The 21,298-nt window shown below is 52.3% G+C and carries 19 protein-coding genes and 1 tRNA gene; 10 read left to right on the top strand and 10 right to left on the bottom strand.

Features of this window, described 5'->3' with window-relative positions; translation table 11 throughout:
• Positions 1-4: 4 nt before the first annotated feature.
• The 5 genes from G3M78_08220 (at position 5) to G3M78_08200 (ending at position 3,333) form a co-directional block, all read left to right on the top strand.
• The gene (locus G3M78_08220; GenBank protein ID QPJ65376.1) at positions 5-712 is read left to right on the top strand and encodes a hypothetical protein; all 708 of its coding nucleotides are present in this window, start codon (positions 5-7) and stop codon (positions 710-712) included.
• Positions 713-913: 201 nt separating this feature from the next.
• On the top strand, positions 914-1,750 hold the full coding sequence (locus G3M78_08215; protein QPJ65375.1) for a hypothetical protein: 837 nt from the start codon (positions 914-916) through the stop codon (positions 1,748-1,750).
• Between the two features lie 16 nt (positions 1,751-1,766).
• On the top strand, positions 1,767-2,021 hold the full coding sequence (locus G3M78_08210; protein QPJ65374.1) for a hypothetical protein: 255 nt from the start codon (positions 1,767-1,769) through the stop codon (positions 2,019-2,021).
• Between the two features lies 1 nt (position 2,022).
• Positions 2,023-2,286, top strand: a complete 264-nt coding sequence (locus G3M78_08205) for a helix-turn-helix domain-containing protein (GenBank protein ID QPJ65373.1) — start codon at positions 2,023-2,025, stop codon at positions 2,284-2,286.
• 12 nt (positions 2,287-2,298) lie between these two features.
• Positions 2,299-3,333, top strand: coding sequence for a tyrosine-type recombinase/integrase (locus tag G3M78_08200; protein ID QPJ65372.1), 1,035 nt, complete (start codon positions 2,299-2,301; stop codon positions 3,331-3,333).
• Between the two features lie 103 nt (positions 3,334-3,436).
• Here the strand turns inward: G3M78_08200 and G3M78_08195 are convergent.
• Positions 3,437-3,509, bottom strand: a tRNA-Ala gene (locus tag G3M78_08195).
• Between the two features lie 207 nt (positions 3,510-3,716).
• Here G3M78_08195 and G3M78_08190 point away from each other — a divergent pair.
• Positions 3,717-4,373: a DUF502 domain-containing protein gene (locus tag G3M78_08190; GenBank protein QPJ65371.1), complete on the top strand. Its 657-nt coding sequence runs from the start codon at positions 3,717-3,719 to the stop codon at positions 4,371-4,373.
• On the top strand, positions 4,370-5,059 hold the full coding sequence (locus G3M78_08185) for an RNA pseudouridine synthase (protein QPJ65370.1): 690 nt from the start codon (positions 4,370-4,372) through the stop codon (positions 5,057-5,059). Before G3M78_08190 ends, G3M78_08185 begins: the two co-directional genes overlap by 4 nt.
• Here G3M78_08185 and G3M78_08180 read toward each other — a convergent pair.
• The 3 genes from G3M78_08180 to G3M78_08170 are packed head-to-tail and all read right to left on the bottom strand — an operon-like array spanning position 5,049 to position 7,713.
• Entirely contained in the window at positions 5,049-5,519 is a 471-nt protein-coding gene (locus G3M78_08180; protein QPJ65369.1) for a pentapeptide repeat-containing protein, read from the bottom strand. The two genes, G3M78_08185 and G3M78_08180, sit on opposite strands and share 11 nt — an antisense overlap.
• Positions 5,520-5,554: 35 nt before the next feature.
• Positions 5,555-6,307 carry a slipin family protein gene (locus G3M78_08175; protein ID QPJ65368.1) on the bottom strand — a complete coding sequence of 251 codons (753 nt, stop codon included), beginning with the start codon at positions 6,305-6,307 and terminating at the stop codon, positions 5,555-5,557.
• 11 nt (positions 6,308-6,318) lie between these two features.
• Positions 6,319-7,713: a nodulation protein NfeD gene (locus tag G3M78_08170; protein ID QPJ65367.1), complete on the bottom strand. Its 1,395-nt coding sequence runs from the start codon at positions 7,711-7,713 to the stop codon at positions 6,319-6,321.
• 262 nt (positions 7,714-7,975) lie between these two features.
• On the opposite strand from G3M78_08170, the gene G3M78_08165 reads away from it, so the two are divergent.
• Positions 7,976-8,353 carry a hypothetical protein gene (locus G3M78_08165; GenBank protein ID QPJ65366.1) on the top strand — a complete coding sequence of 126 codons (378 nt, stop codon included), beginning with the start codon at positions 7,976-7,978 and terminating at the stop codon, positions 8,351-8,353.
• Between the two features lie 20 nt (positions 8,354-8,373).
• On the opposite strand, the gene G3M78_08160 is transcribed toward G3M78_08165, so the two are convergent.
• Complete coding sequence (locus tag G3M78_08160) at positions 8,374-11,634, bottom strand: efflux RND transporter permease subunit (GenBank protein ID QPJ65365.1); 3,261 nt, start codon at positions 11,632-11,634, stop codon at positions 8,374-8,376.
• Positions 11,631-13,019 (bottom strand): biotin/lipoyl-binding protein, encoded by a 1,389-nt coding sequence (locus tag G3M78_08155; protein ID QPJ65364.1) that lies wholly within the window; start codon positions 13,017-13,019, stop codon positions 11,631-11,633. The genes G3M78_08160 and G3M78_08155 overlap by 4 nt, the downstream gene beginning before the upstream one ends.
• A 51-nt stretch (positions 13,020-13,070) precedes the next feature.
• Between G3M78_08155 and G3M78_08150 the strand changes: the two genes are divergently transcribed.
• Positions 13,071-13,961: a hypothetical protein gene (locus G3M78_08150; GenBank protein QPJ65363.1), complete on the top strand. Its 891-nt coding sequence runs from the start codon at positions 13,071-13,073 to the stop codon at positions 13,959-13,961.
• A 17-nt stretch (positions 13,962-13,978) separates the two neighbouring features.
• Here G3M78_08150 and G3M78_08145 read toward each other — a convergent pair whose 3' ends face one another.
• Positions 13,979-14,506, bottom strand: a complete 528-nt coding sequence (locus G3M78_08145) for a hypothetical protein (GenBank protein ID QPJ65362.1) — start codon at positions 14,504-14,506, stop codon at positions 13,979-13,981.
• A gap of 259 nt (positions 14,507-14,765) precedes the next feature.
• Between G3M78_08145 and G3M78_08140 the strand changes: the two genes are divergently transcribed.
• Complete coding sequence (locus G3M78_08140) at positions 14,766-16,304, top strand: AMP-binding protein (protein QPJ65361.1); 1,539 nt, start codon at positions 14,766-14,768, stop codon at positions 16,302-16,304.
• 27 nt (positions 16,305-16,331) lie between these two features.
• Here G3M78_08140 and G3M78_08135 read toward each other — a convergent pair whose 3' ends face one another.
• The 3 genes from G3M78_08135 to G3M78_08125 form a co-directional block, all read right to left on the bottom strand.
• On the bottom strand, positions 16,332-17,621 hold the full coding sequence (locus G3M78_08135; protein QPJ65360.1) for an SUMF1/EgtB/PvdO family nonheme iron enzyme: 1,290 nt from the start codon (positions 17,619-17,621) through the stop codon (positions 16,332-16,334).
• A 304-nt stretch (positions 17,622-17,925) separates the two neighbouring features.
• A complete protein-coding gene (locus G3M78_08130) occupies positions 17,926-20,106 on the bottom strand; it encodes a tetratricopeptide repeat protein (GenBank protein ID QPJ65359.1) in 2,181 nt (726 codons plus the stop codon).
• Positions 20,107-20,161: 55 nt separating this feature from the next.
• Complete coding sequence (locus tag G3M78_08125; protein ID QPJ65358.1) at positions 20,162-21,280, bottom strand: NAD-dependent epimerase/dehydratase family protein; 1,119 nt, start codon at positions 21,278-21,280, stop codon at positions 20,162-20,164.
• Between the last annotated feature and the right edge of the window lie 18 nt (positions 21,281-21,298).

Here is a 21,298-nt window from a genome sequence, read left to right as displayed (position 1 = left end):
GTTAATGCTTGAAGAACCCCTGTTGAGCAAATATCAGGCTGAGAATTGTCCAGAATGGTTTTTAAAATATGAGTCTCAATTAGCTCAATATATTTCGCCTGTAATTCTTCAATTTCCTACCGCCCACTTTACAGACAAACATTCTACTCATTCGAAAGGCGATCATGACGTTCATTCCTTAAGTAAAGAGTTGCTCGATATTTATAAAAATGATCCTGTTGGGAAAGAGAAAATCTCTCAGAAAATTGCTCAGGATATGAGTATCGATGACTTTTTAAACATTTTCACACTACTCGCCTATTTACTCTGCCCTGCCATCCACGGGCAACGAATGGACGTTCTTTTTAGTAAGGCAAAAAATGGAGACCGTGATTCCATTCTAAAATTAATTCAAATAGACAAGTCCCTGATTACCGCAGAATGGTCTGCCAAAGAAATTCGCAAAGCACAAATGTCTGGTGATTTGGCATATCTCAAAAAACTGTCCAAGGCTCTTAGCAAAGATGCCTTGGTTTCGTCAAAGCGGAATGTGCAACTGACCTGCGTCCTTGTGCTTGGCTGGGAACTGGGCTTAAAGAATCTCAAGAATAGTGAATTGTTTGATTATATTAAATCACTAGGTATCTACGGGAGTGATGATCCCGGCTCTCTCTACACAGAAATCAAACGTCTGAAACTTCGAAAAAGGGACCAGCCTACAAAGAAATCTTAGGGGGACACAAAAATGTAATTTCATGTCCTAAAAATAATTCGACCCATTCTCCATACTGTCGCCATTGACGAGTTTTCGTCAGTGGCTTTTTTTATTTCTCATCGGCCCGGCGGGCCTTAAGGCGCGCGCAAGCGCGCTGATGGCCCCGGAGGTCGGTATAGGGTAATAACCGACCTAAACGTACAGTAAGGAAAAGTTAGCATGGGTTTGGATAAATTAAATTTAACTATCTATGAGTCTATCGACTCGCAACTGCTCGAAGAAATTGGCTCTGTCTATGTATCTGGACGGGATAAATTATATAGATACTTCTGTGATCTGGGTCACTGCCAAATCATGTGGCACCCTCACAAATTCGGCCCGGAAGGCAATAGCCGGATTGCTTATACCAAGATAGATTTCAGCCCCAAGCATTTCCCCTCGTTCAACGCTCTCTTAAGCGCGCTACAGAACTATTTCCCTCACAACCATGACATAGGCCTCAATCGTTTTCACATAAGCCGTATAGACGTTAAAGCCGATATCGAAAACCTTCCCCTCGACGTTGTGCAAGCTCGCCTGTTCATCAAGGGGCTACGGCGGGACAGCCTGAATATTTTCAAAAGCTCAATCTACATGGGCAGTAATCCCAAAGTCCGTATTTATTCCAAAACAAAAGAACTGAAGGCCCGATTGAAACAGGACCGGGAATTGACGGAATGGGAACAAACGATTGTCGATTCTGAAAAAGAACTCACCCGCTTCGAGATCATGATTAAACGTCCCGGCCTGAGTCTGAACGAGTTGGCGCAATCCCCTGCCAGCCTCGTTTCCTATTTCGACCGCCTGGAATTCTACGATTTTGAAGACGATCAAAATATTTCCTCTGCCGGCGGTTTGCAAATGCTTCTGAGAAACACCCGTCGGGAGTTCCGCAAGCCTCTGGAACAGTTCAAAGCGGACACCATGAAACAAATGATTCGCCAGACTTTTCTAAACGGTATCAACCAATGGTTTGATTCAGGAGAACAAGCGCCTGATGAGGACATTCCTTTTTAACTCTAAGGAGATTTTCATGAATAAAGACCAGAAGTATTTAAACAAGATGATGAAAAAATTAGCGCGCGGCATCAATAAAAAACTATGGTTCAAATTATTCGCGCCTGAATTCTACGGGCCTAATCAGGGGGCCTGTTGTGAAGATTGTTTGCTTTACAAAGAGTTTGGATGCAGGGATGAAGTACCGCCTGAACTCTGCATAGAGAATCAAACCACCCATTTTATATTTAGCCATCTCATGGAAAAAGCTGAGGAAGAGGGAGACATTTAAAATGAAACAATTTTATTCAGTCAAGGAACTGGCTCACTATCTCTCTATCAAAGCCAAAACGCTTTACTCATGGGTAGAGAGCGGAAAAATTCCCGCCTACAAGATCAACGGCGCGCTCCGCTTTAATATTCATGAGATCAATGGCTTTCTGAAGGATAAAAAAATAAAGCCTGCTAGCTCGTCAAGGGAAGCCAAAAAAATCATTGGCAAGCGTTACAGCCTGAGACATAATTTAGGCGATAGCGGCCAAGAGACGCCCGTTTGAACAGGAGTTGCTATGTATAAACGGGGAAATGTTTATTGGTGCAAGATCACCCAGCCGGGGCAAAAACCCTTCTATCAAAGTCTGGGAACAAATCGAAAAATGGCAAAGGCCATTGAAGCAAAGATTCGTTGCGAGATTTTCGAAGGGAAGTTCTTTGACAAACAGCAAGGCGAACACCTGACGCTAAGCCACCTTCTCGACATCTATCAGGAACGGCACGCCCGCTTTCACAAGAAACCGGAGTCGTGCCAAACCGATAAGTACATGGGCAATGTTTTAATCGCTTATTTCGGAGATCGATTCCTGACGGAGATCACCCCTTCTTTGATTGAGGGCTATGTTGAGAAGCGGCTTGCTGATGGACGATCGCCCGTCACCATCCATCATGAGTTGAACCTGATGCGCCATGCCTATTCGCTGGCAGTCAAGAAATGGGATTTGTTAAAGGAAACCCCATTTGTAAAAGTTCAACTTCCCACTGGCGACCGCAAGCGGGTGCGCTACCTGAAACCGGAAGAGGAAACGCTACTCTTTGATTCCCTGAAGGAAAACGACTGGCTCCGCTCCGTGGTCATCGTCGCAAGGGAAACGGGATTGCGTCTCTCCAACGTATGCAACCTGACATGGAGCCAGACAAATCTCTTTGAGGGCTTCATTGAAATTGAGAAGACCAAGAACGGGAAACCCGTCTGGATTCCTCTCACTGATGCCGCTCATGCAGAACTCACGAAATGGAACAAGGTTCGTGATCTGAAAATGGATCGTGTGTTCATCGTCGATGGGAAAGCGATTCACAAGGATTGGGTGGGGCTGGCGTTCAGAAGGTTATGCAAACGAATCGGGCTACAGGATTTTCGTTTCCATGATCTTCGTCACGACTTCTGCTCTCGACTGGTTCAAGCAGGTCAACCTCTGCATGTGGTTGCCGCATTGGCGGGGCATGAAGACATCAGCACAACGCAACGTTATGCGCATCTGAGTCCAGAAACGAAGCGCAAAGCCATCGAAGCGTTGAATTTTGCCAAGGCTCGGACGGGAACAAAATGAGCTTTGGTTACAGAGTCGCCAGTTTTGGGGTATTTGGCTACAATTGGCTACAGTTTTCAAAGCAAAAGGGGCTAGCCAAATCGGCTAACCCCTTACGTAACAATGGAGCTGAGGGGAGTCGAACCCCTGACCTCTTGAATGCCATTCAAGCGCGCTCCCAACTGCGCCACAGCCCCGCTACGCGTATAGCGGTCCCTCGAATGAGGTCTTGATCTTAATGATTTTACAGCTTCTGTCAAGGGAATTCCAGAGGCGCGCCTGGCGCGGCTGTCTTTTGCCCCTTGTTTTAGCCTTTCTTCCTATTATATAGTATTTTCAAGGCTTTCGACAGTCTTGTCGTCTGCCTGTTCTTCCTTTCTGGCCTTTATATAAAGATACGTTTCATGTTCGGTCGATTACAAAAACGCTTGCGCAATATTTTCATTGCGGGTCTGCTCATCACGCTCCCGATCGCCTTGACGATCTTCATCCTGAAGTTCTTGTTCAAGAATCTGGACGCCTTGTCGCCGACCTTCACCAATCTGCTGATCGAGATGGGCGCGCCCATCCCGGAGGGCTATCGCATTCCTTTCCTCGGCGTGGCGGTGACCTTGACCATCATCTTTCTGGTCGGGGCTTTTGCGACGAATATTTTCGGCAACAAGCTGGTGCAGATCGGCGAGAAGATCGTCGAGAAGATTCCTTTCGTGCGCCGCATTTACTCCGGCACCAAACAGATCGTGACTTCCTTCGCCTCGGTGGACGGGCAATCGTTCAACAAGGTGGTGCTGATCGAGTTCCCGCGCAAGGGCGCTTACGCGCTGGGCTTTGTGACGGGGAAAACGCGCGGCGAGATTCAGAAGAAGACGGACTTCCAGGCTTACAACGTGTTTGTGCCGACGACGCCGAACCCCACTTCCGGCTTTTTGATTTTTTCTCCGCCCGGAGAACTGACAGAGCTGAGCATGTCCATCGAGGAAGGCGTGAAGTACGTGATCTCCGGCGGCATTGTCGACCCGATATCCGCCAAGTCGCTGGCTAAGGAACAGAGCAAGGATTGACGCCGCTCAACATTCTCTACATCGACAACCATTTGCTCGCGGTGGAAAAACCGGCGGGCCTTCTCATTCAGGGCGACCGCTCCGGCGAACCGTCTCTGCTCGATCTTTCGAGGGACTGGTTGAGGCGCGAGTTCAACAAGCCCGGCGAGGTCTTCCTCGGCCTCCTGCATCGGCTGGACCGGCAGGTGCCGGGCGTGGTTCTGTTCGCGCGCACCTCCAAGGCGGCATCGCGTTTGTCGCAACAGTTCCGCGATCATACGATCAAAAAATTCTATTGCGCCGTTGCCGAGGGAATCGTCGAGCCGGAGCAGGCAACGCTGGTGCATTACCTGCGCAAGGAGCGCAGTCTGAAAGCGACGGTCTTCCCCAATCCCGCGCCCGAGGCGAAACGCTCCGAACTGGACTACCGCGTCATCGAATCGCTGGAGGGGAATGCCTCGGTACTGGAGATCGCTTTGAAGACTGGGCGTTTTCATCAGATCCGCGCGCAGTTATCGTTCAGCGGTCATCCGCTATTGGGCGATAGCAAATACCGCGCGCAATGGAGCCTGCCTAAAGGCGGCATCGCGCTCTATGCCAGTCGGCTGGAGTTTTCGCATCCTATCGACAAAAAGGAAATCCTTGTGCAGGCGCCCGAGCCGAAGGGCTGGCCCTTCTGGGATCAGCGGGAAAAAATCAGGAAGTGATTGGGTCGGGGGGATCTTCTCGTTTGAGATCGTCTATGAGAATATCGGCGGGCAGGTGCGTGTCTTCATCCAGCATCGCCTTGGCAAGCTGTTCATACTGCAAGTCCGCCGCCTCGCGCAGGTCGGCGCCCTGCAGATAGGTTCCGTTGAATTTTGCTCCCTTCCATCGCGCTTTTTTGGCAACGGACCACATCAGGTCCGCTTCTTCCAGATTACTATCGAAGAACAGGGCGCCTTCGAGATTGGCGTCCTGAAAATTCGCGCCGCGCAGATCAGCGCCCGCAAAGTTGGCGCCACACAACAGGGCCCCCTGAAACTGCGCCTCCACCAGCAAGGCCTCGGAAAAGTCCGCGCCCGACAAATCCTTGCCGTTGAACACAGCTTGCGTTCCTTCATGACCGAGCGAATCGAACCAGACCCGGTGCGCTTTTAACGCCTCTGCGAGGCTTGCCTTATCCATAGCAGAACTCATCCTGATAAAATAATATCTAGCCCCTATTTCGAATCGGGAGCGTTTTTCTTGAACACGTCGAGCAGTTCAATGGGGAACGGGAAAATCGTCGTGCTGTTCCTGTCGCCCGCAAGGTCCACCAGCGTTTGCAGGTAGCGCAATTGCAGGGCCGGAGGGTGCGCGCCGATGATGTCCGCCGCCTCGCCGGTTTTCTGCGCCGCTTCGAATTCGCCCAAGGCGTTGATGACTTTGGCGCGTCGCTCGCGTTCCGCCTCCGCCTGTTTGGCCAGGGCGCGTTGCATTTCCTGAGGAAGATCGACGTTCTTGATTTCCACGTTGGCGACCTTGATGCCCCAGGGCTCGGTCTGCTCGTCGATGACTCGTTGCAGGTGGTTGTTGATCTCTTCCCGGTTCGACAGCAGATCGTCCAGACTGCTCTGGCCCAGAATACTACGCAGAGTGGTCTGCGATAATTGCGAGGTCGCGTAGAGATAATCTTCCACTTCGATGATCGCTTTTTTCGGATCGAGGGCGCGAAAGTACACCACCGCGTTGACCTTCACCGTCACGTTGTCTTTGGTGATGATGTCCTGCGGCGGCACGTCCATCACCACCGTACGCAGACTCACCTTGACCATTTTCTGGACGCCCGGAATCAGAATGATCAAGCCCGGTCCCTTGACTTTCCAGAACCGACCCAGCATGAAAATAACGCCGCGTTCGTACTCTCTCAAAATTTTGAAGGCGCTGAACAACAGCGCCGCCGCCAATATCAGACCTGCCAACACACTGTCCATAACCGCTCCTTTCAGGTTTTTCGAACCTTCAACTTCAAACCGTCCACCGCTTCAATCGTAACCGATTCGCCTTTTTCAATTCGCTCGTCGCTCACGGCATTCCATACTTCTCCGTGCACCATCACCGTTCCCGTCGGGTTCACCTCCGTGCGCGCCGCGCCGACAGAGCCCAGCATGCCCTCCAGACCGCTGACCGCCTTCAATTCCCTCGCCCGCTCCGCCAGATAGAGAATGCCAATCGACAAAAGTACGCACAGCGCGAGCGTTGGATACAGCACGGTCTTTGATATTTGCATGGAAGGGTCGTCGGAATCGATCAACATGATCGAGCCGAAATAAATGGAGATGGTCCCGCCTATGGCCAGCAGGCCGGAACTTGCCACGCTCAACTCAACGATGAAGAACACCATGCCGAGAACGATCAGGAGCAGGCCCGCGTATTCAATAGGAAGCGTTTGCATGCCGTACAAGGCGAGGATCAGACTGACGCCGCCCACCGATCCTGGCAGGATGAGGCCGGGATTGGACAATTCAAAATACAGGCCCACCATGCCCAGCATCATCAAAATATAAACCACGTTGGGATTGGAGATCGCGTCCAAAATCTGCTGGCGTTTATTCAGTTCCAGAAAAATCACTTCGCCGCGCGTGTTGAGCGTCTTCTCCATCGATCCGATTTTCACCAATCGCCCGTCGATCGCCAGTAGCAACGCATCCAGATTCCCCGCCACCAGATCGATCACATTCTGCTTCTCAGCATCCACCGCCGACAACGACGCGCTTTGACGCACCGCGCTTTCCGCCCAGTCCGCGTTGCGTCCGTGATGTTCCGCCAGCGAACGGATGTAAGCCGCCGCATCGTTTTCAATTTTGCTCTGCATGACCTTGTCGCCGCCGTCGCCGCCCATCATGTTCACCGGATGCGCCGCGCCGATGCTGGCGCCGGGAGCCATCGCCGCCACATGCGACGCGATCGCGATGAACGCCCCCGCCGAAGCCGCGCGCGAACCCGAAGGCGAAACGTAAGTCGCAACGGGAACCTGTGAGTTGAGAATCGCCTTGATGATTTCCCGCATGGACGTGTCCAGTCCGCCTGGCGTGTCCATCTGCAACACAACCAGACTTTCGCCATCGTCGTTGGCTTGTTGAATCCCCTCGACGACAAACGCCGCCACCACAGGATTGATGGGGCCGAAAATTTCCAGCACAACCACCCGCTCCAGACTTTCGGCGGGGGTATGAAATAAAACGATTATGAATAAAGCGGCGAGTAATTTTTCAGGAATGGAAAACAGAAAAGAAAACAGAGCAGGAAGCGTGTGACCGCCAAAAATCCGGGTGGTAAAACCTTCAACGCCCTTGCATGACTGATTGATGGAGCCTGGTTGGAAATTGTCGCGATACATCACAGACCCTCCAACAAACCGATGGTAAAATTGTCTATATCAAATAGTGTAACACGGTTCAACCGTCGTCAAGCGGCGATTTCCATTGACGCCACAGGAGATTTTATCCTTATAATTTTACTTTTAACCCCTTGTGAAACCCCGCTAGATCAAGGCTTGGGCGCATGGCTTCGGGTTTTAACTGTCCATTTTTCATTTTTTATGATTAAATATCGCCGTTCAGATTAGATTGAGAAAAGCCAATAGACACAAGGAGGAATCAATGAATAAAGTTATTTCGGCTTTAGGCGTGATGTTCTTGGCAGGCTTTATTTCCCTTCCCCAAGCGGGCGCTGAGGAAGTCGCGGACGTGTCCATGTGCACCGCGATCACGAATCCCCTCGAAAAAAACCTTTGCCTGGCCTTGCACCCAATCAAGAACCCCCAAAATCGTTATCAGCACAAAGACCACAGCATCTACTACTGTTCCTTGATGCAATACCAGAAAGACCGCGACATGATGAATTTTTGCACGGCGGTTGTGCAAAGCGATCCGGGAATGTGTTCCAATATTGGCGATACCAAACTTGAAAAAATTTGCGTCTCTTGCAGTGAGAAGGACAAGGAACTCGGCAAGGAATGTTTAAATCCCCGGCAGTAGGATGCGGGGTCCGGCTTGAATCAAGCCGGCCTGGAATCAGGCGGTAACGCTTCCGGGTTCGCCAACGAGTCCCGCACCAGATCTTCCTTACGGGTATGAAAACCCAGATCCATCAACAGGGACATCAGGGCGGGCACCAGAAATAAAGTAAACACCGCAGAGATACTCAAGCCCCCGATCAATGCGGTGCCCATGCCGCGATAGAGTTCAGCGCCCGCTCCTTCGCCGAAGGCGAGCGGGATCATGCCAAACACGCTGGAAATAACCGTCATCATGATAGGGCGAAGGCGGGTTTGACACGACTCCAGCAATGCCTCGCGCTCTTCCATCCCCGACTTGATGTTATTCAACATTTGGTGAACGATCAAAATCGCGTTGTTCACGACGATACCCGCCAGAATCACGATTCCCAACTGCGTCAGAATATCAAAGGTGATCCAGTTCCAGTCCGCCGCCATCGACTCCGCGTTGGGAACATTCCATTCGTTGAGAATTTTCAGAATGAAATGGCGTTGCAGTTCGTTGTTGCCGACGATGCCGAGGAACGAACCCGTCACCGCCAAAGCGACCGTCAGCATGACGATGATCGGTCGAAGGAACGATGAAAACAACGACACCAAAAGCAGATAAATGAATCCCACCGCGTAGACAAAACTTCCAAGCAGGGACCGCTCCGTCGAGGCCAACTCATCCGCAGAGCCGCCGACGCCCAGACCATAATCCTGTTCCAGCGTGCGTTGCATAGGCGTCAATACCTTAGCGCCCACAGCGTCGATCACATTCTGCATCGGATAATCTTTTTTGACCTGAACCTTCAACACCATCGCGCGCTCTTTTTCAATATGGTCGATGCGAGACGGTCCCGCCTTAACTTCAACATTCGCCAATTGCCCAAGGTGCGTCATCTTCTCGCTGTCCGTCCACACAGGGAGCGTGTCGTAATCGTTCAATCCCAACCGCGCATCGCTTTTTTTCTGCACAAAAACAAAATCGATCGGCTCGCCCTGATCGTTGAATTCGCCAAGGTATTTCCCGGCGTTCAGGGATTCGATGATATCGCCGATCTCCTGCATGCTCATATTCAACCGGGCCGCCTGCTCGCGCTTCGGGATAAAGCGAAGCTCGGGGTTGCCAAACTTGAATTCCGGGCGGACGGAATGAACGCCGGGAAGCGCCGACAGTTGCGGCATCATTTGCAGGGCGATATTTTTTAATTTGAATATATCAGGACCGGTGATTTCCACCTGAAAGGTTTTATCAGCGGACCGGAAAATTGGGCGTTGCAGAGCAAAGGCGAAGCGGTAACCCGGAATCGTGAAAATCCGGCCCCCCATTTCGCCCGCCTTGAGCGCCATTTTCACTTCCCCTCTTTGTCCACCAGCCAGTTCAGGATCTATGATCGAACCGCCGCCGTTGAAACGTTGCGAAAAAACCAGAAAATTGTGCTCCACATCGTCCATAGCGACGATCTCTTTTTCATAGTCGGCGAAAAATCGCATGTTCTCTTCCGCAGGCGTTCCTGCAACCGGTTCGATGAGCATGAAAACCATATTGGAATTGCCGTAAGGGAGATAATCCTTTTCTGGCAAGATCGTCACGCTCCACCACATCAAGGCGCCCACGCCTCCGACGATGCCCAGCTTGCCGAAAAACCCTAGCGCCGACCGGGCCAGCAAGCGAGCCATAACCGCAGAATAGGCTCTGGCTACCACGCCGCCGACCGACACCAGAGGGCGGAACACGGTGCGATGAAACAATCCCGGTTTGTATTCTTCGCCCGGTTTCAGTCGGATCAAGAGCGTGGTCAAGGTCGGGATCACTGTGATCGATACCAGTAGAGACAATGCAATGCTGGCGCTGATGGTGATGGCGATGTCCTTGAACATCTGCCCCGCTTCTTCCTCAATAAAAATGATTGGCACAAATACCGCCAGCGTCGTCAATGTCGAAGCCAGCACCGCGCCCCAGACTTCCGTCGTTCCGTCATACGCGGCCTTGAACACGCCCTTGCGCATCGTCAGATGCCGGTAAATGTTTTCCAGAACTACAATCGAATTGTCCACCACCATACCGACGGCAAACGCCATGCCGGCAAGGGAAATCACGTTGATGGTCCGGCCCAGTAATTTTAAAACGATGAATACGGCAATCAGACTGACGGGGATGCTCAGAGCGACGATGAGAACCGAACGGCCCGATCCGAGAAACAACAGTAAGGCCAGCACAGCAAGGAGGGAACCCATTCCCAGATTGGATTTCACCAAACGCATGGCCTCGTCGATATAATCGACGTCCTTGTAAACGACGACCAGCTTCAACGGAATGCCACGGCTCAACAGCTCGTGATTCAAGGCCTCGACGCCTTCAGCCGCCAGGTTACAGGTCTCGACCACATTGGCCCCGGCTTTGCGGATGATTCCAAAGGCGTTCGACAACTTGCCGTCGATTCGCACCAGCGAACTCGTTCTCTGAAAACCGTCCACCACCTCGGCAAAATCTCTCACGCGGATAGTTTTTTCTCCATCGCGTTTGATGACCGTATTGAGAATTTCTTCTGCCTGGGTGAATTCGCCCAGAGCGCGCACCGTGTATTCCCGATTCGTTTCGTCGTGAAATCCCGCGCGCGTGTTTTGATTTTCCTTCGACAATTTGTCGATCACTTCCCTGTAGGTCAGGTGCAGACGCGCCATATCGTAGGGATTGAACTCCACCCGCATCTCGCGTTCTTCACCGCCAAAATGCCAGACGTCGGCCACGCCGCTGATGCGCAACAAATGCTGAACCACGATATCCTCGCCGATCTGGAACATTTTATTCTGATCCATGCTCGGCATTTTGGGATCGGGCTTGTCGAAAATGATCCACATGATCGGATTGGAGTTATCCGACGACACTGACTTCAAGGTCGGCTTGTCGGACAATACGGGAAGGTCTTTCACCTGCTGGAGCTTGTTGTTCACATCGATCATGGCGATGTTCTTGTCGATGCCCCAGTCGAATTCGAGATTGATCGTACTCAAACCGTGCTGGCTACTGGAAGTCATTTTCTTCAAACCTTCGACCGACTCCAGTTGCTCTTCCAGACGACGGGTGATGTTCCTCTCGACCTCGTTGGGCGACAGGCCTCGATACTCCGTCTTGACTTCAATGATCGGCTTGTCAACCGTCGGGGTGAGCTGTCGCGGCAGACTTTCAAAGCACACATATCCAACCACTGCGACCAGAATGACCATCACTGTGACGGTGTGATAATTTCGTATGGATTGATCGATCAGTTTCATTGCGCTTCTTCCGGTTTACTTTTCTTTGTAGTTTGTTGCGCAGACTGCATGGGCCGCTCCTGCCCGCCCACGGGCTTGATCGGATGCACCCGCGCTCCCGGAAATACCGCGCCGGAGCCTTTTAAAATCAACTCGGCTTCAGAATTGAGGGTCCCGCTCGGGTCTTTCACCTCTACCATCCCATCGCGCTTCTTACCTGCCAGCACCGGCACCATATGCGCCTGATCTTCTTTCTTGATATAAACGACATTGCCCTGTTGCGTGCTCACCAGCGACGCTTCCGGCACATGCAAGACGCCGACGCGACCGCCAAAACGAAGCAAGCTCTCCATGGCCAGGCCATGAAACAATTCCGGCGGCGCATCCTGCAAATCGATATGCAGTTGAACGCCGCCTGAATAAATACTTGAGTCGGGAACGATTCGAATGTCCTGCGCGCGAACGTTTTTCTCAAATTCAAAGTCCAGGGCGTTGGCGTAAAAGCGAACCGACTTCAATTCCGTCAGCCGGTCACGATAAGCCTGAGGAATCTCGACCACCGCTTTCAAGCGGTCGGTTCCAATCAAATCCATCAAGGTGTCGCCAACGTTCACATAACTGCCGCGCTCCGCGTAAGTCAGACCGACAAAGCCATCGTAAGGCGCGGTCAGCGTAGTGCGTTTGAAATTCAATTGCGCTGTTTCCAGTTCTCTGCGCGTCGCTTCGGCGCGTAAACGCGCCGCCTGAATATCTTCCTTGCGCGATTTCAGGCCCGCGTCGCGGATCGCCTCGCTCGCGCTCAGGGCTTCCTCGGCCTGACGCAAGCGGTCGGTCTCCCGATCCAGAGCGGACTGGGATTCTACTTTTTTCTCAAACAATTCGAGTACGCGTTGATAATCCTTTCGGGCCAAGTCCAAAGCGCTCTGCGCAACCTTGACCGACGCCTCCAATTGCAGGATTTCTTCAGGACGCAAACCCTTTTCCAGTTTCTCTAACTCCTTCGCCGCGCTCACCAGTTCCGCCTGCAAGCGCGCGGTCTGATGCTGGTATTCCTGAGTGTCAATCTGAACCAGAAGATCGCCCCGTTTCACGGGAGCGCCCTCGTCCACAGGGAAACGGGTCACGCGCCCTTCCACTTCGGAAGAGATCATCGTCACCTGCACCGCTTCGAAATTCCCGATAGCGCGCACTTCATCCGCGACATCGAGATAGGAAACGCGACCGATCTGAACGGGAAGCGAAAAAGATTCGCTCGACTGACTACTTTCTTCCGGCGTAGTTTGAGAACACGATGTGGTGAAAGACAGCAGGGTCAGCAGGGCAAAGCCTGCCGCTGAAGAAAACCTGGAGCAGAGAATTTTGCTATAATCCTTTTTGACAAATTTAACTGATTGTATAGATAGCATTATGCTATAACCCATCGGCATATTCAAACACATTCATGAGTTTCCCCACCAATGAAAGACATTGATTTTAAAGCATTTTTTGACTACGAACTGCTCGACTGCGGGGACTTCAAAAAACTTGAGCGTTTCGGCCCGTTTCGCTTTGTCCGCCCCGCTCCCCAGGCCGTCTGGCCGCAATCGCTTGAACCGGGCCAGTGGCAGGACGTCGCCGGAACATTCCAGCACCTCAAACAAAGCAAAAAAGCCGCCAGTGGGGAATGGAAATTCAAGACAAAACTCCCCGCCGATGGATGGCCGGTCCGTTACAAAGACCACACCTTCTGGGTGAACCCCACGCCCTTTGGTCATTTTGGATTGTTTCCCGAACAGGCCTTCCAATGGGAATGGCTCGCGCAGAGCGTCAGCGAATCGAAAGCGGAATCTTTGAACCTACTGAATCTGTTCGGTTACACCGGAGCTTCCACCTTGATGGTCGCCGCGCAAGGCGCGCAGGTCACGCATCTGGACGCCTCAAAAACTTCCGTGTCCTGGGCGCGTTCCAATTTCGAACATTCCGGGATGCAGGACAAACCGGTGCGCTGGATCGTGGATGACGCGGTTAAGTTTTTAAATCGGGAGAAGCGAAGGGAGCGAAGCTACGACGGGATCATCATGGACCCGCCCTCGTTTGGAAGAGGCCCCAAAGGGGAGGTGTGGAAAATCGAAAATGCTCTGCCGGAATTGATGACCGCCTGCCGCGATATCCTATCCGACGAGCCGGCCCTGATTCTGCTGACGACTCACACGCCGGGCTTTTCCGGCATCACCTTAAAAAATCTCATCGAGCAGTATTTGCTGGCGCCGGGAAAAGCGCCTTGCGAATCGGGAGAGATGTACATCCCCTGCTCCAATGGCCCCGCATTGCCCAACGGCTTTTATGCGCGCTGGAACGCAGGCCGATAAAAGACGACGCCTCTTGTTCAGGGATTCTTGCAGGTATTGCGCACGCACATCAAACGTTCTTCAAAAAAATTGACGCGGCATTTTTTACGCAAAACGCTGTTCAAGTCAGAGCAAGACTCAGCCACATTTGTTTTGTACTGACTCTCGCATTGCGCCCAACAGGCTTTGCGGCTGGAAAATGAATTGCGCGCGCTTTGAACACCTTCACGAACTTTAACCTTGGGGGCCGCGGCTTTTGGAGAAGGAGCGTTCTTGCTCTTTTCCGTCGCCTTTGGCTGAACAGAAACCGCTGTTTTCGTCTTCTCCGGCTTCGTCGATTGTCCAACATCTCCAATCACAACAGAGTTTGTACGCGCGGCGGCTATCGGAGTGCTCGCGCCGCTGATATGCGGAACCGCAACCGCAGGATGAGCAATGCCGCCCAATGCCGCAACCCCGCTGACATGCGAATCCTTAACGCCTTCAGCATAAACCGCCGTTCCGCCGAAAATTCCAATGACAAGAGCAAAAATGAAAATCCGCTGAAACCATACCGTTTTGTTCATTACCCGGACCTCGATGATTTGAAGATTCTAAACCCTCTTGTTTAGAGGTTATTCCCTTTTTTATCGGCTTTCAGCATTCAGAGCATTAGAGCTTTCTCTGAATATTTCCCAAAAGCGCTGGAAAAACGCGCATCATCAATTTTCATCACAACTAGGGATGTATTCAGTGTAAGCGCATCGAATAAAAAAGGAAAGTGTCGTATTTCGCGTCCTTTTTCATATATAATTTTCTAAAAAATGAACGTCAGCGAGGAAACACATGAGCCAATTCCTGTATCAACATATCAACGCCGTCGCCACAGAAGACCCGGATCGCATCGCCTTGATCGACGGCGACCGAAGCATTACCTATCAGGAGTTCAGGCAGGATATTCTGAATTTCTGCCAAGCCTTGAAAAAACTGAACCTCAACGCTGAAAGCAAACTGGGAATTCTCTGCGTGAACCAGTCGGAATTTCTGGTCGGACATATCGCGGCCCTGACCCTTGGCCTGCCGCTGGTACCGCTCAACGCCATGATGACTCCTGAAACGCTGTTCTATATCGCCAAGGATTCAGGCATCAACATCCTGCTCGTGGACGGCGTGTTCATTCGCGCCGAAACCAAGCCCTTTCTGGATTTATTCGAGCATAAGATTCTGGCGGGCGCGCCCCCGGAAGAGATTGCAGTTCCCAATTCTCAAACCTACAGCGCATTTCTTGACTCTGGCAAGGGATTGCAAGAACCGCCGCCCCGACTCGAACGCCGCGACGGCGTTCCCGACGTCATCATGTACACCTCTGGCACCACCGCCCGCCCCAAGGGCGTCATGCTCAACGAAGATCAATTCGAAACGAATGCGGAAGGCGTGCTTCAGCACCTGACCTTCACGAAACAGGACCGGGTCATCGTCGCCCTGCCCCTCTTCCATTCATTTGGAAATATGATGGCCTGGGTGGTCTTGAAGGCGGGAGGCACGCTGATTCTCATCCGGCAGTTTGCGCCCAAATCCATCCTCGCGCAAATCGCCGAGCATCGGGCCACCATTCTGCCGCTGGCGCCGACGATTTACTCCTTTCTCGTGGAATTGTACGAGCGCGGCGGTTACGACGTCTCTTCCCTGCGATACTGCATTTCAGGCGGAGCCGCCCTGCCCCAGGTCTTGTTGAAAAAAGTGGAGGATTCTCTTCGCGTCGCAGTCGTTGAGGGTTACGGCTTGACCGAAACCTCGCCCGTCATCGCGGTCAATAAATTTGCCGAAGGCAACGTGCCCGGTTCAGTCGGGCCGATCCTTCCCAACGTTGAGGCAAAGATCGTTGGCGAAAACGGCGACTCGCTACCCGCAAACGACATTGGAGAAATTTGCGTCAAGGGCAAGACGGTCATGCAGGGTTACTGGCAATTGCCTCAGGAAACGCAGGCCGCCATTTCACCCGACGGCTGGTTGAAGACCGGAGACCTCGGTCATCTCGACGATCAGGGACGCTTGTATATTTCAGCGGGACGCATCAAGGATTTAATCATTCGAGCAGGAGAGAATGTATCGCCGCTGGCGATTGAGAACGCTGTCCTCAACCATCCCGCCGTGCGGGAAGCCGCGGCTGTCGGCGTTGCAGATGAGCGCGTGGGAGAGCGCGTCAAATTATGTCTTTCATTGAAACCGGAATGTTCGGCGACGGTTCAGGAACTGAAAGAATTCTGCCGCAAAAATCTGGCCGCCTATATGGTTCCCGACCAAATCGAATTCTATGAAGCCCTGCCTAAAAACGCCGCCGGGAAAATTGTTAAATCTGAGTTGCGAGACACGGAGAGGGCTTGAAGCCCTCCCCATGTCCGGCAACCGAAATCAATTGGAAGCGCAACGAAAACCCAGACTTTCCACCCGGTAATCGATCCACATGCTTTTTCGCGCCGCCGACTGCATGTTGTAGGGATTGGTGTCCCAGGAACCGCCGCGAAACACTTTCGTGTTGGTGCCGCCGCGCATGATTTTTTCATCCATTCGCTCCGGCCCTTTTGGATTGTCTTTCGGACTTTTCACATAGTAATTATTTTCCATCCAGTCCGAAACCCATTCGCTGACGTTGCCCGCCATGTCGTACAAACCTGCAGGATTCGGTTTGTAGGAACCCACCGGCGCCGTGTGCTGGAAACCGTCGGACACATCCGAATGATCGTTTAAATCACAATCCTTGTCGCAAAAATTTCCCATACTCGGATCGAATTCATCGCCCCAGTAATACAGGCTTGTGGTTCCGGCGCGCGCCGCAGATTCCCATTCCGCTTCGGTGGGGAGACGTTTGCCCTGCTTTTTACAGTAATCATGCGCCTCGTCGAAAGTGACGCTCTCCACCGGCAGATCGGCGCCCTTGAAACGCGCTGGATTGTGCGTCATCACCGCTTGAAAATCGCGTTGCGTCACTTCATATTTATCCATTTTGAAGGGAGACAAGCAGACTTCATGAGCCGGTTGTTCGATCGGCGTTCCCTTATCGTTGCCCATCATGTAACAGCCGCCTGGAAGCGAGATCATTTCGCCGGGACCTTTGGAGCCTTTTGAATCGATCAGCTTGTTCATCACTTCCGCGTGACGCTCCTGAACCATCACCAAAGTGGAACGCGGCACGCCGACATATTTCACGTAAGCCCGCGTCTTGGGGACCAGTTCCATCTTTCCGGAATCGAAGAAGAAAAGACGATAGTGAGGCACCGGCTCGTCGCTGGCGGGTTCGAGATAATTGCGCATATTGTTCTTGGTGTCTTCCTTCAGGATCACCGTCTCATCGACCAGTTCCGCCTTGAGCGGCTCCGAATCATCTTCAAGATAGACCAGAACATTGCGTCCCATCGAAACTTCCATTTTCAGAACCCGGGACAGCAAACTCTCCGCATCCTCATACTTTCCAAGATTGATTTTCACCTCGGCGAGCGCGCGGATGACGCGATAATTGTCGGGGTCTTTTTCCAGAATAGCGGAATACTTTTCTTCCGCCTGGGCGTTTCTTCCCTGAGCGTAATCCAGGTCCGCCTCGGCGAGAACTTTCGCGATAGTGGCAAACGCGGATGAAGGAACGATTAGCGACGCCAACAGACAAACGCAGAACAGGAGTCGTATATTTTTGAGGACAACCGTCACGGTCAGTCTCCTTTTTTGATGGTTGTTATTATCAATAACTGAGTTAATAATAAAATAATAATCGACGGGAAATTCGCTCCCAATCACTTCAAATCGGTTTTCTTCCGTCCGTCTATTTATCACCAGACGCTTTGGAGTCTGCCGGGGCTTTATCCCTGGCGTTTTTTTCAACCTGCCTTGCGGTTTTTTGTTTTTTCAATTCGCCCCATTCATTGTCGGGGGCTTTCTTCTTATTTTTTCCATCCCTTCGTGGGAAGTAATCAATTTCGTCGATCATCGGTCGCGCTGTCCATTTGAATATAAATTAAGGGCCCCGCTTCAGAAGTTCCTGAATGGGACGCGTCAACGATTCTGGCGCCTTCAATTGAACCGCCCGATCCAGATGCGCTCGCCCTGCTTCCAGCTGATTGCGCATAGTATACACCATTGCCAGTCTCGCATGCACGGACGCATTTTGTGGTTCCAGACCCAGCTGATATTCGTACATTTTCTGCGATTTATCAAGCTGTCCCGACTGAAAATAAATCTGCCCCAACAAGTCGTAGCCCCTTGATAGTCGAGGACTTTCTCGCAAACTGCGGCGAATCGATTGTTCGGCTTGCTCCATATTTCCCATCGCCGCATGGGACAGTCCCAGATTCAGCCAGGACAGGGCGTGCGAGGGGAATTGCGCCAGCGCCGTTTCGTACAGGGCGATGGACTCCTGCAATCGATTCTGCGCCTGCAGGGACAAGGCCTGTCCAAAACGCGGATTCAATATCTCCGGCTCCAGCGCGACCGCCTTCTCATACTCCTTCTCGGACTTGGCGTAGAGGGCCTGATTGAACAGGGACTCCGCCTGACCCATCGTATCGCGATAAGCGTTTCGTTCTTTCAAACGTTCCTCTGAAAAAGTCGGCGCCAGCAGTCCGACCGTCAACGATAGCGCGAGACTGAACGCCGCCGCTGAAACCATTACCTCGCGCCTAGGAAATTCTGAATCGAGGCCTTTGAATACGCGCAGGGCCAGGATCGCAATCGCAAGCGCCGCCACGATCTGTCCGAGCGGAAAAAGAAGCAGGTACAAAATATCCCGCGCATCCCATGCCGGGTTCATCGCCATCAGCGTCAACCAGTTCGTCGAACGAAACAAAAGTTCGGATCTCTCAAGAATCAGAGAAGCCGAATCGGCTATCGCCTGCCAGCTGAATTGCGGGTGATTGTAGGGAAGCGTCACCTTGTACTGCACGACCATCAGGTATTGCAGGGCGACGGCGCCAAAAACAATCAAAGCGACGGGTATCGCCAGACGCAATTTTTTAAAGCATCGATCCAACGCCACTCCCAAACCAATAGCAAAAACCGGAAGGGCTGAAATCAGATGGCGATGCCCATAAGAGGCGGAATCTTCCGGGTAGGCTACGATAATAAATAACAAAGCTGAAAGGTAGGCGAGCAAACTGGCGCGCAGTGGTTTCAGCGAATCCGATTTCAAAAACAGGCCGCAAAACCCAAAAATCGCCAGGGGCATGGAAAAAATCAGCCCCCATTGCGGACTAAAAAACAGTCCATAAAATTTATCGTCAAGCATCTGCAATGAAAACTGACTCAAACCCTTTCCCGCATAGAGGGCTGTGCGAGTGGGAATCGGCGCGCCGTTCATCTGGTTCCAGGCGATCAATTGCGGTAGAAGAGCGATGAAAAACCCGGCAAGAAGCGCTCCGGATTGCAGGGCAAATCGTTTGCGTTTCTCAGCGGCAGACATCGAAACATTTTCCAAGTACAGAATGATCTGGTCGACAAAAAACAGCGCGAAAAATCCGATATTGATCAGGCGCGTCAGGCACAACAAGCCGAGAACATAGCCAAGTAAAGCGCGCGCTTCCCATCGATCTGATTTTCTATACAGGACCCATAACAGTAGGAGTAGGACCGAAAGAAAAAATTCGACGCTGTGCGCCATGCGCTGTCGAATGAAAGAAAAATAAATCAGCGGCGAGGCCAGCCAGAGGGACGCGCCCGCAATGAAGGCGGCGCGCTCGGAGCAAAATTCAATCAACAAACGGTGAAGCGTTATCAAACCCGCGAACAGGCAGGAACCGGAGGCGATCGCCGTCGCCAGATAATAGGGCGCGGAATAGCCGTCGAGCGCGACGGGATAGCCCATCCATTGATACAGGAAGGCGACGCCGTGACCGAGCAGGAAAAAAGGAAGAAAAAATAGCGCCTGGCCCATCTGCCAGTTATTGAACACATAACCCGTGTCCATGAAGCGACCGGCGTGAGCGTAATTCAGTTCGTTGGCAAAATCCAGATCGCCGTCGAAAAACGCCGAGCGCAACCAAGCGTAATAACCGGAATCGTCGCCCGCGTCGATTTGAGTCGCGGAATAATACCCGCTCTGCTGGGCCGGGGGAATCCAGTCGTTGAAGGCGCCCAGAGGCGTCAGCAAAAGAAAAAACGAGAGGTACACAAGGAGGTAAGCCGCCAATCGTTTCACAGACATGGCGTTATCTCCTTATGCAATGAGACGGGTCTCCGTCCGTTATCCATCAGAACCGTCAGACCACAAGCCCTTTTTCCAGCAGAGCCTGATGCGCCTGTTCGATCTGCGACACCGACTCTTGACCGCGAACCCAGTCCGCCAGTTCTTCCAAGCCTTCGCGCAAGCTGATCTTCGGTTGGAAACCCAGCGCGCTGATGCGTGAAATGTCGCCGTAGCAATGCCGGATGTCGCCGTTTCTGAATTTTCCGATCACGTTCGGGGCAAAATCCTGACCGAACAAATCGATCAAGGTTTCCGCCAGTTTCAGGATGGAGGTGGGCACACCAGTGCCGATATTGAAGATGCCGTCTTCGGCGTGTTTCATGAGGGTGATCTTGCCCTGCACCAGATCGCGCACATGGATCATATCGCGCACTTGATGACCGTCTTCATAGATCAAGGGAGCCTTGCCGTTTTGTATCGCAGAGCAAAAGATCGCGGCCGCGCCGGTATAGGGGTTGTTCAAACTCTGCCTGGGGCCGTAGCAGTTGAAATAGCGACAAGCCACCGTCGGGATTTTATGCGCGCGACCGATCAACAATGAATACACTTCCTGATCGCGTTTGCTTTGCGCGTAGACCGAAGAGCTGTCCAGCGCCTTGTCTTCATCCGTCGGAACCGGCAGGGCCGGAGCCTCGCAGGTTGGGCATTGCAATTCCCAATGGCCCGCCTTCATCTGCGCTTCGCTTCTCGGCGCAGGAACCACCACGCCATGTTCCTCGCAACGATAGCGCCCTTCGCCATACAGACTCATGGAACTGGCGACAATGACTTTTTCCACCTGAGTCGTTTCGTTGACCAACACATCCCACAAAACGCCGGTGCCGCCAACGTTGCTGGAGATGTACTGGTCGATGGAATACATCGACTGACCGACGCCGACTTCCGCCGCGTCGTGAATCACCACATCCACATCCTGCAAGGCGCGTTGAACGCCGTCGCGGTCGCGCATGTCGCCCAGCACAAACTCCGCATCGGCGTGCAGATGTTGCGGACGCTCTGCGTTCTCGCCATGCACCTGCGGAGTGAGATTATCGTAAACGCGGACCGAACGACCTTCCTGCTCGATCAGAGCGTCGACCGTATGCGACCCTATAAAACCCGCCCCGCCTGTAACCAAAACTTTTTTCGCCATAGTGATTCCCTTGGAACA

Origin of the sequence: Candidatus Nitrohelix vancouverensis (assembly GCA_015698305.1) — a bacterium.
In the GTDB taxonomy this organism is placed as follows: Bacteria; Nitrospinota; Nitrospinia; order Nitrospinales; family VA-1; genus Nitrohelix; species Nitrohelix vancouverensis.
This window is presented reverse-complemented; position numbering and strand designations above follow the sequence as displayed.

Bases quoted from the DNA above. Each gene is read 5' to 3' on its own strand.
- G3M78_08220 (QPJ65376.1), top strand. From the start codon at position 5: ATGCTTGAAGAACCCCTGTTGAGCAAATATCAGGCTGAGAATTGTCCA.
- G3M78_08215 (QPJ65375.1), top strand. From the start codon at position 914: ATGGGTTTGGATAAATTAAATTTAACTATCTATGAGTCTATCGACTCG.
- G3M78_08210 (QPJ65374.1), top strand. From the start codon at position 1,767: ATGAATAAAGACCAGAAGTATTTAAACAAGATGATGAAAAAATTAGCG.
- G3M78_08205 (QPJ65373.1), top strand. From the start codon at position 2,023: ATGAAACAATTTTATTCAGTCAAGGAACTGGCTCACTATCTCTCTATC.
- G3M78_08200 (QPJ65372.1), top strand. From the start codon at position 2,299: ATGTATAAACGGGGAAATGTTTATTGGTGCAAGATCACCCAGCCGGGG.
- G3M78_08190 (QPJ65371.1), top strand. From the start codon at position 3,717: ATGTTCGGTCGATTACAAAAACGCTTGCGCAATATTTTCATTGCGGGT.
- G3M78_08180 (QPJ65369.1), bottom strand. From the start codon at position 5,519: ATGGATAAGGCAAGCCTCGCAGAGGCGTTAAAAGCGCACCGGGTCTGG.
- G3M78_08175 (QPJ65368.1), bottom strand. From the start codon at position 6,307: ATGGACAGTGTGTTGGCAGGTCTGATATTGGCGGCGGCGCTGTTGTTC.
- G3M78_08170 (QPJ65367.1), bottom strand. From the start codon at position 7,713: ATGTATCGCGACAATTTCCAACCAGGCTCCATCAATCAGTCATGCAAG.
- G3M78_08165 (QPJ65366.1), top strand. From the start codon at position 7,976: ATGAATAAAGTTATTTCGGCTTTAGGCGTGATGTTCTTGGCAGGCTTT.
- G3M78_08160 (QPJ65365.1), bottom strand. From the start codon at position 11,634: ATGAAACTGATCGATCAATCCATACGAAATTATCACACCGTCACAGTG.
- G3M78_08155 (QPJ65364.1), bottom strand. From the start codon at position 13,019: ATGCTATCTATACAATCAGTTAAATTTGTCAAAAAGGATTATAGCAAA.
- G3M78_08150 (QPJ65363.1), top strand. From the start codon at position 13,071: ATGAAAGACATTGATTTTAAAGCATTTTTTGACTACGAACTGCTCGAC.
- G3M78_08145 (QPJ65362.1), bottom strand. From the start codon at position 14,506: ATGAACAAAACGGTATGGTTTCAGCGGATTTTCATTTTTGCTCTTGTC.
- G3M78_08140 (QPJ65361.1), top strand. From the start codon at position 14,766: ATGAGCCAATTCCTGTATCAACATATCAACGCCGTCGCCACAGAAGAC.
- G3M78_08130 (QPJ65359.1), bottom strand. From the start codon at position 20,106: ATGTCTGTGAAACGATTGGCGGCTTACCTCCTTGTGTACCTCTCGTTT.
- G3M78_08125 (QPJ65358.1), bottom strand. From the start codon at position 21,280: ATGGCGAAAAAAGTTTTGGTTACAGGCGGGGCGGGTTTTATAGGGTCG.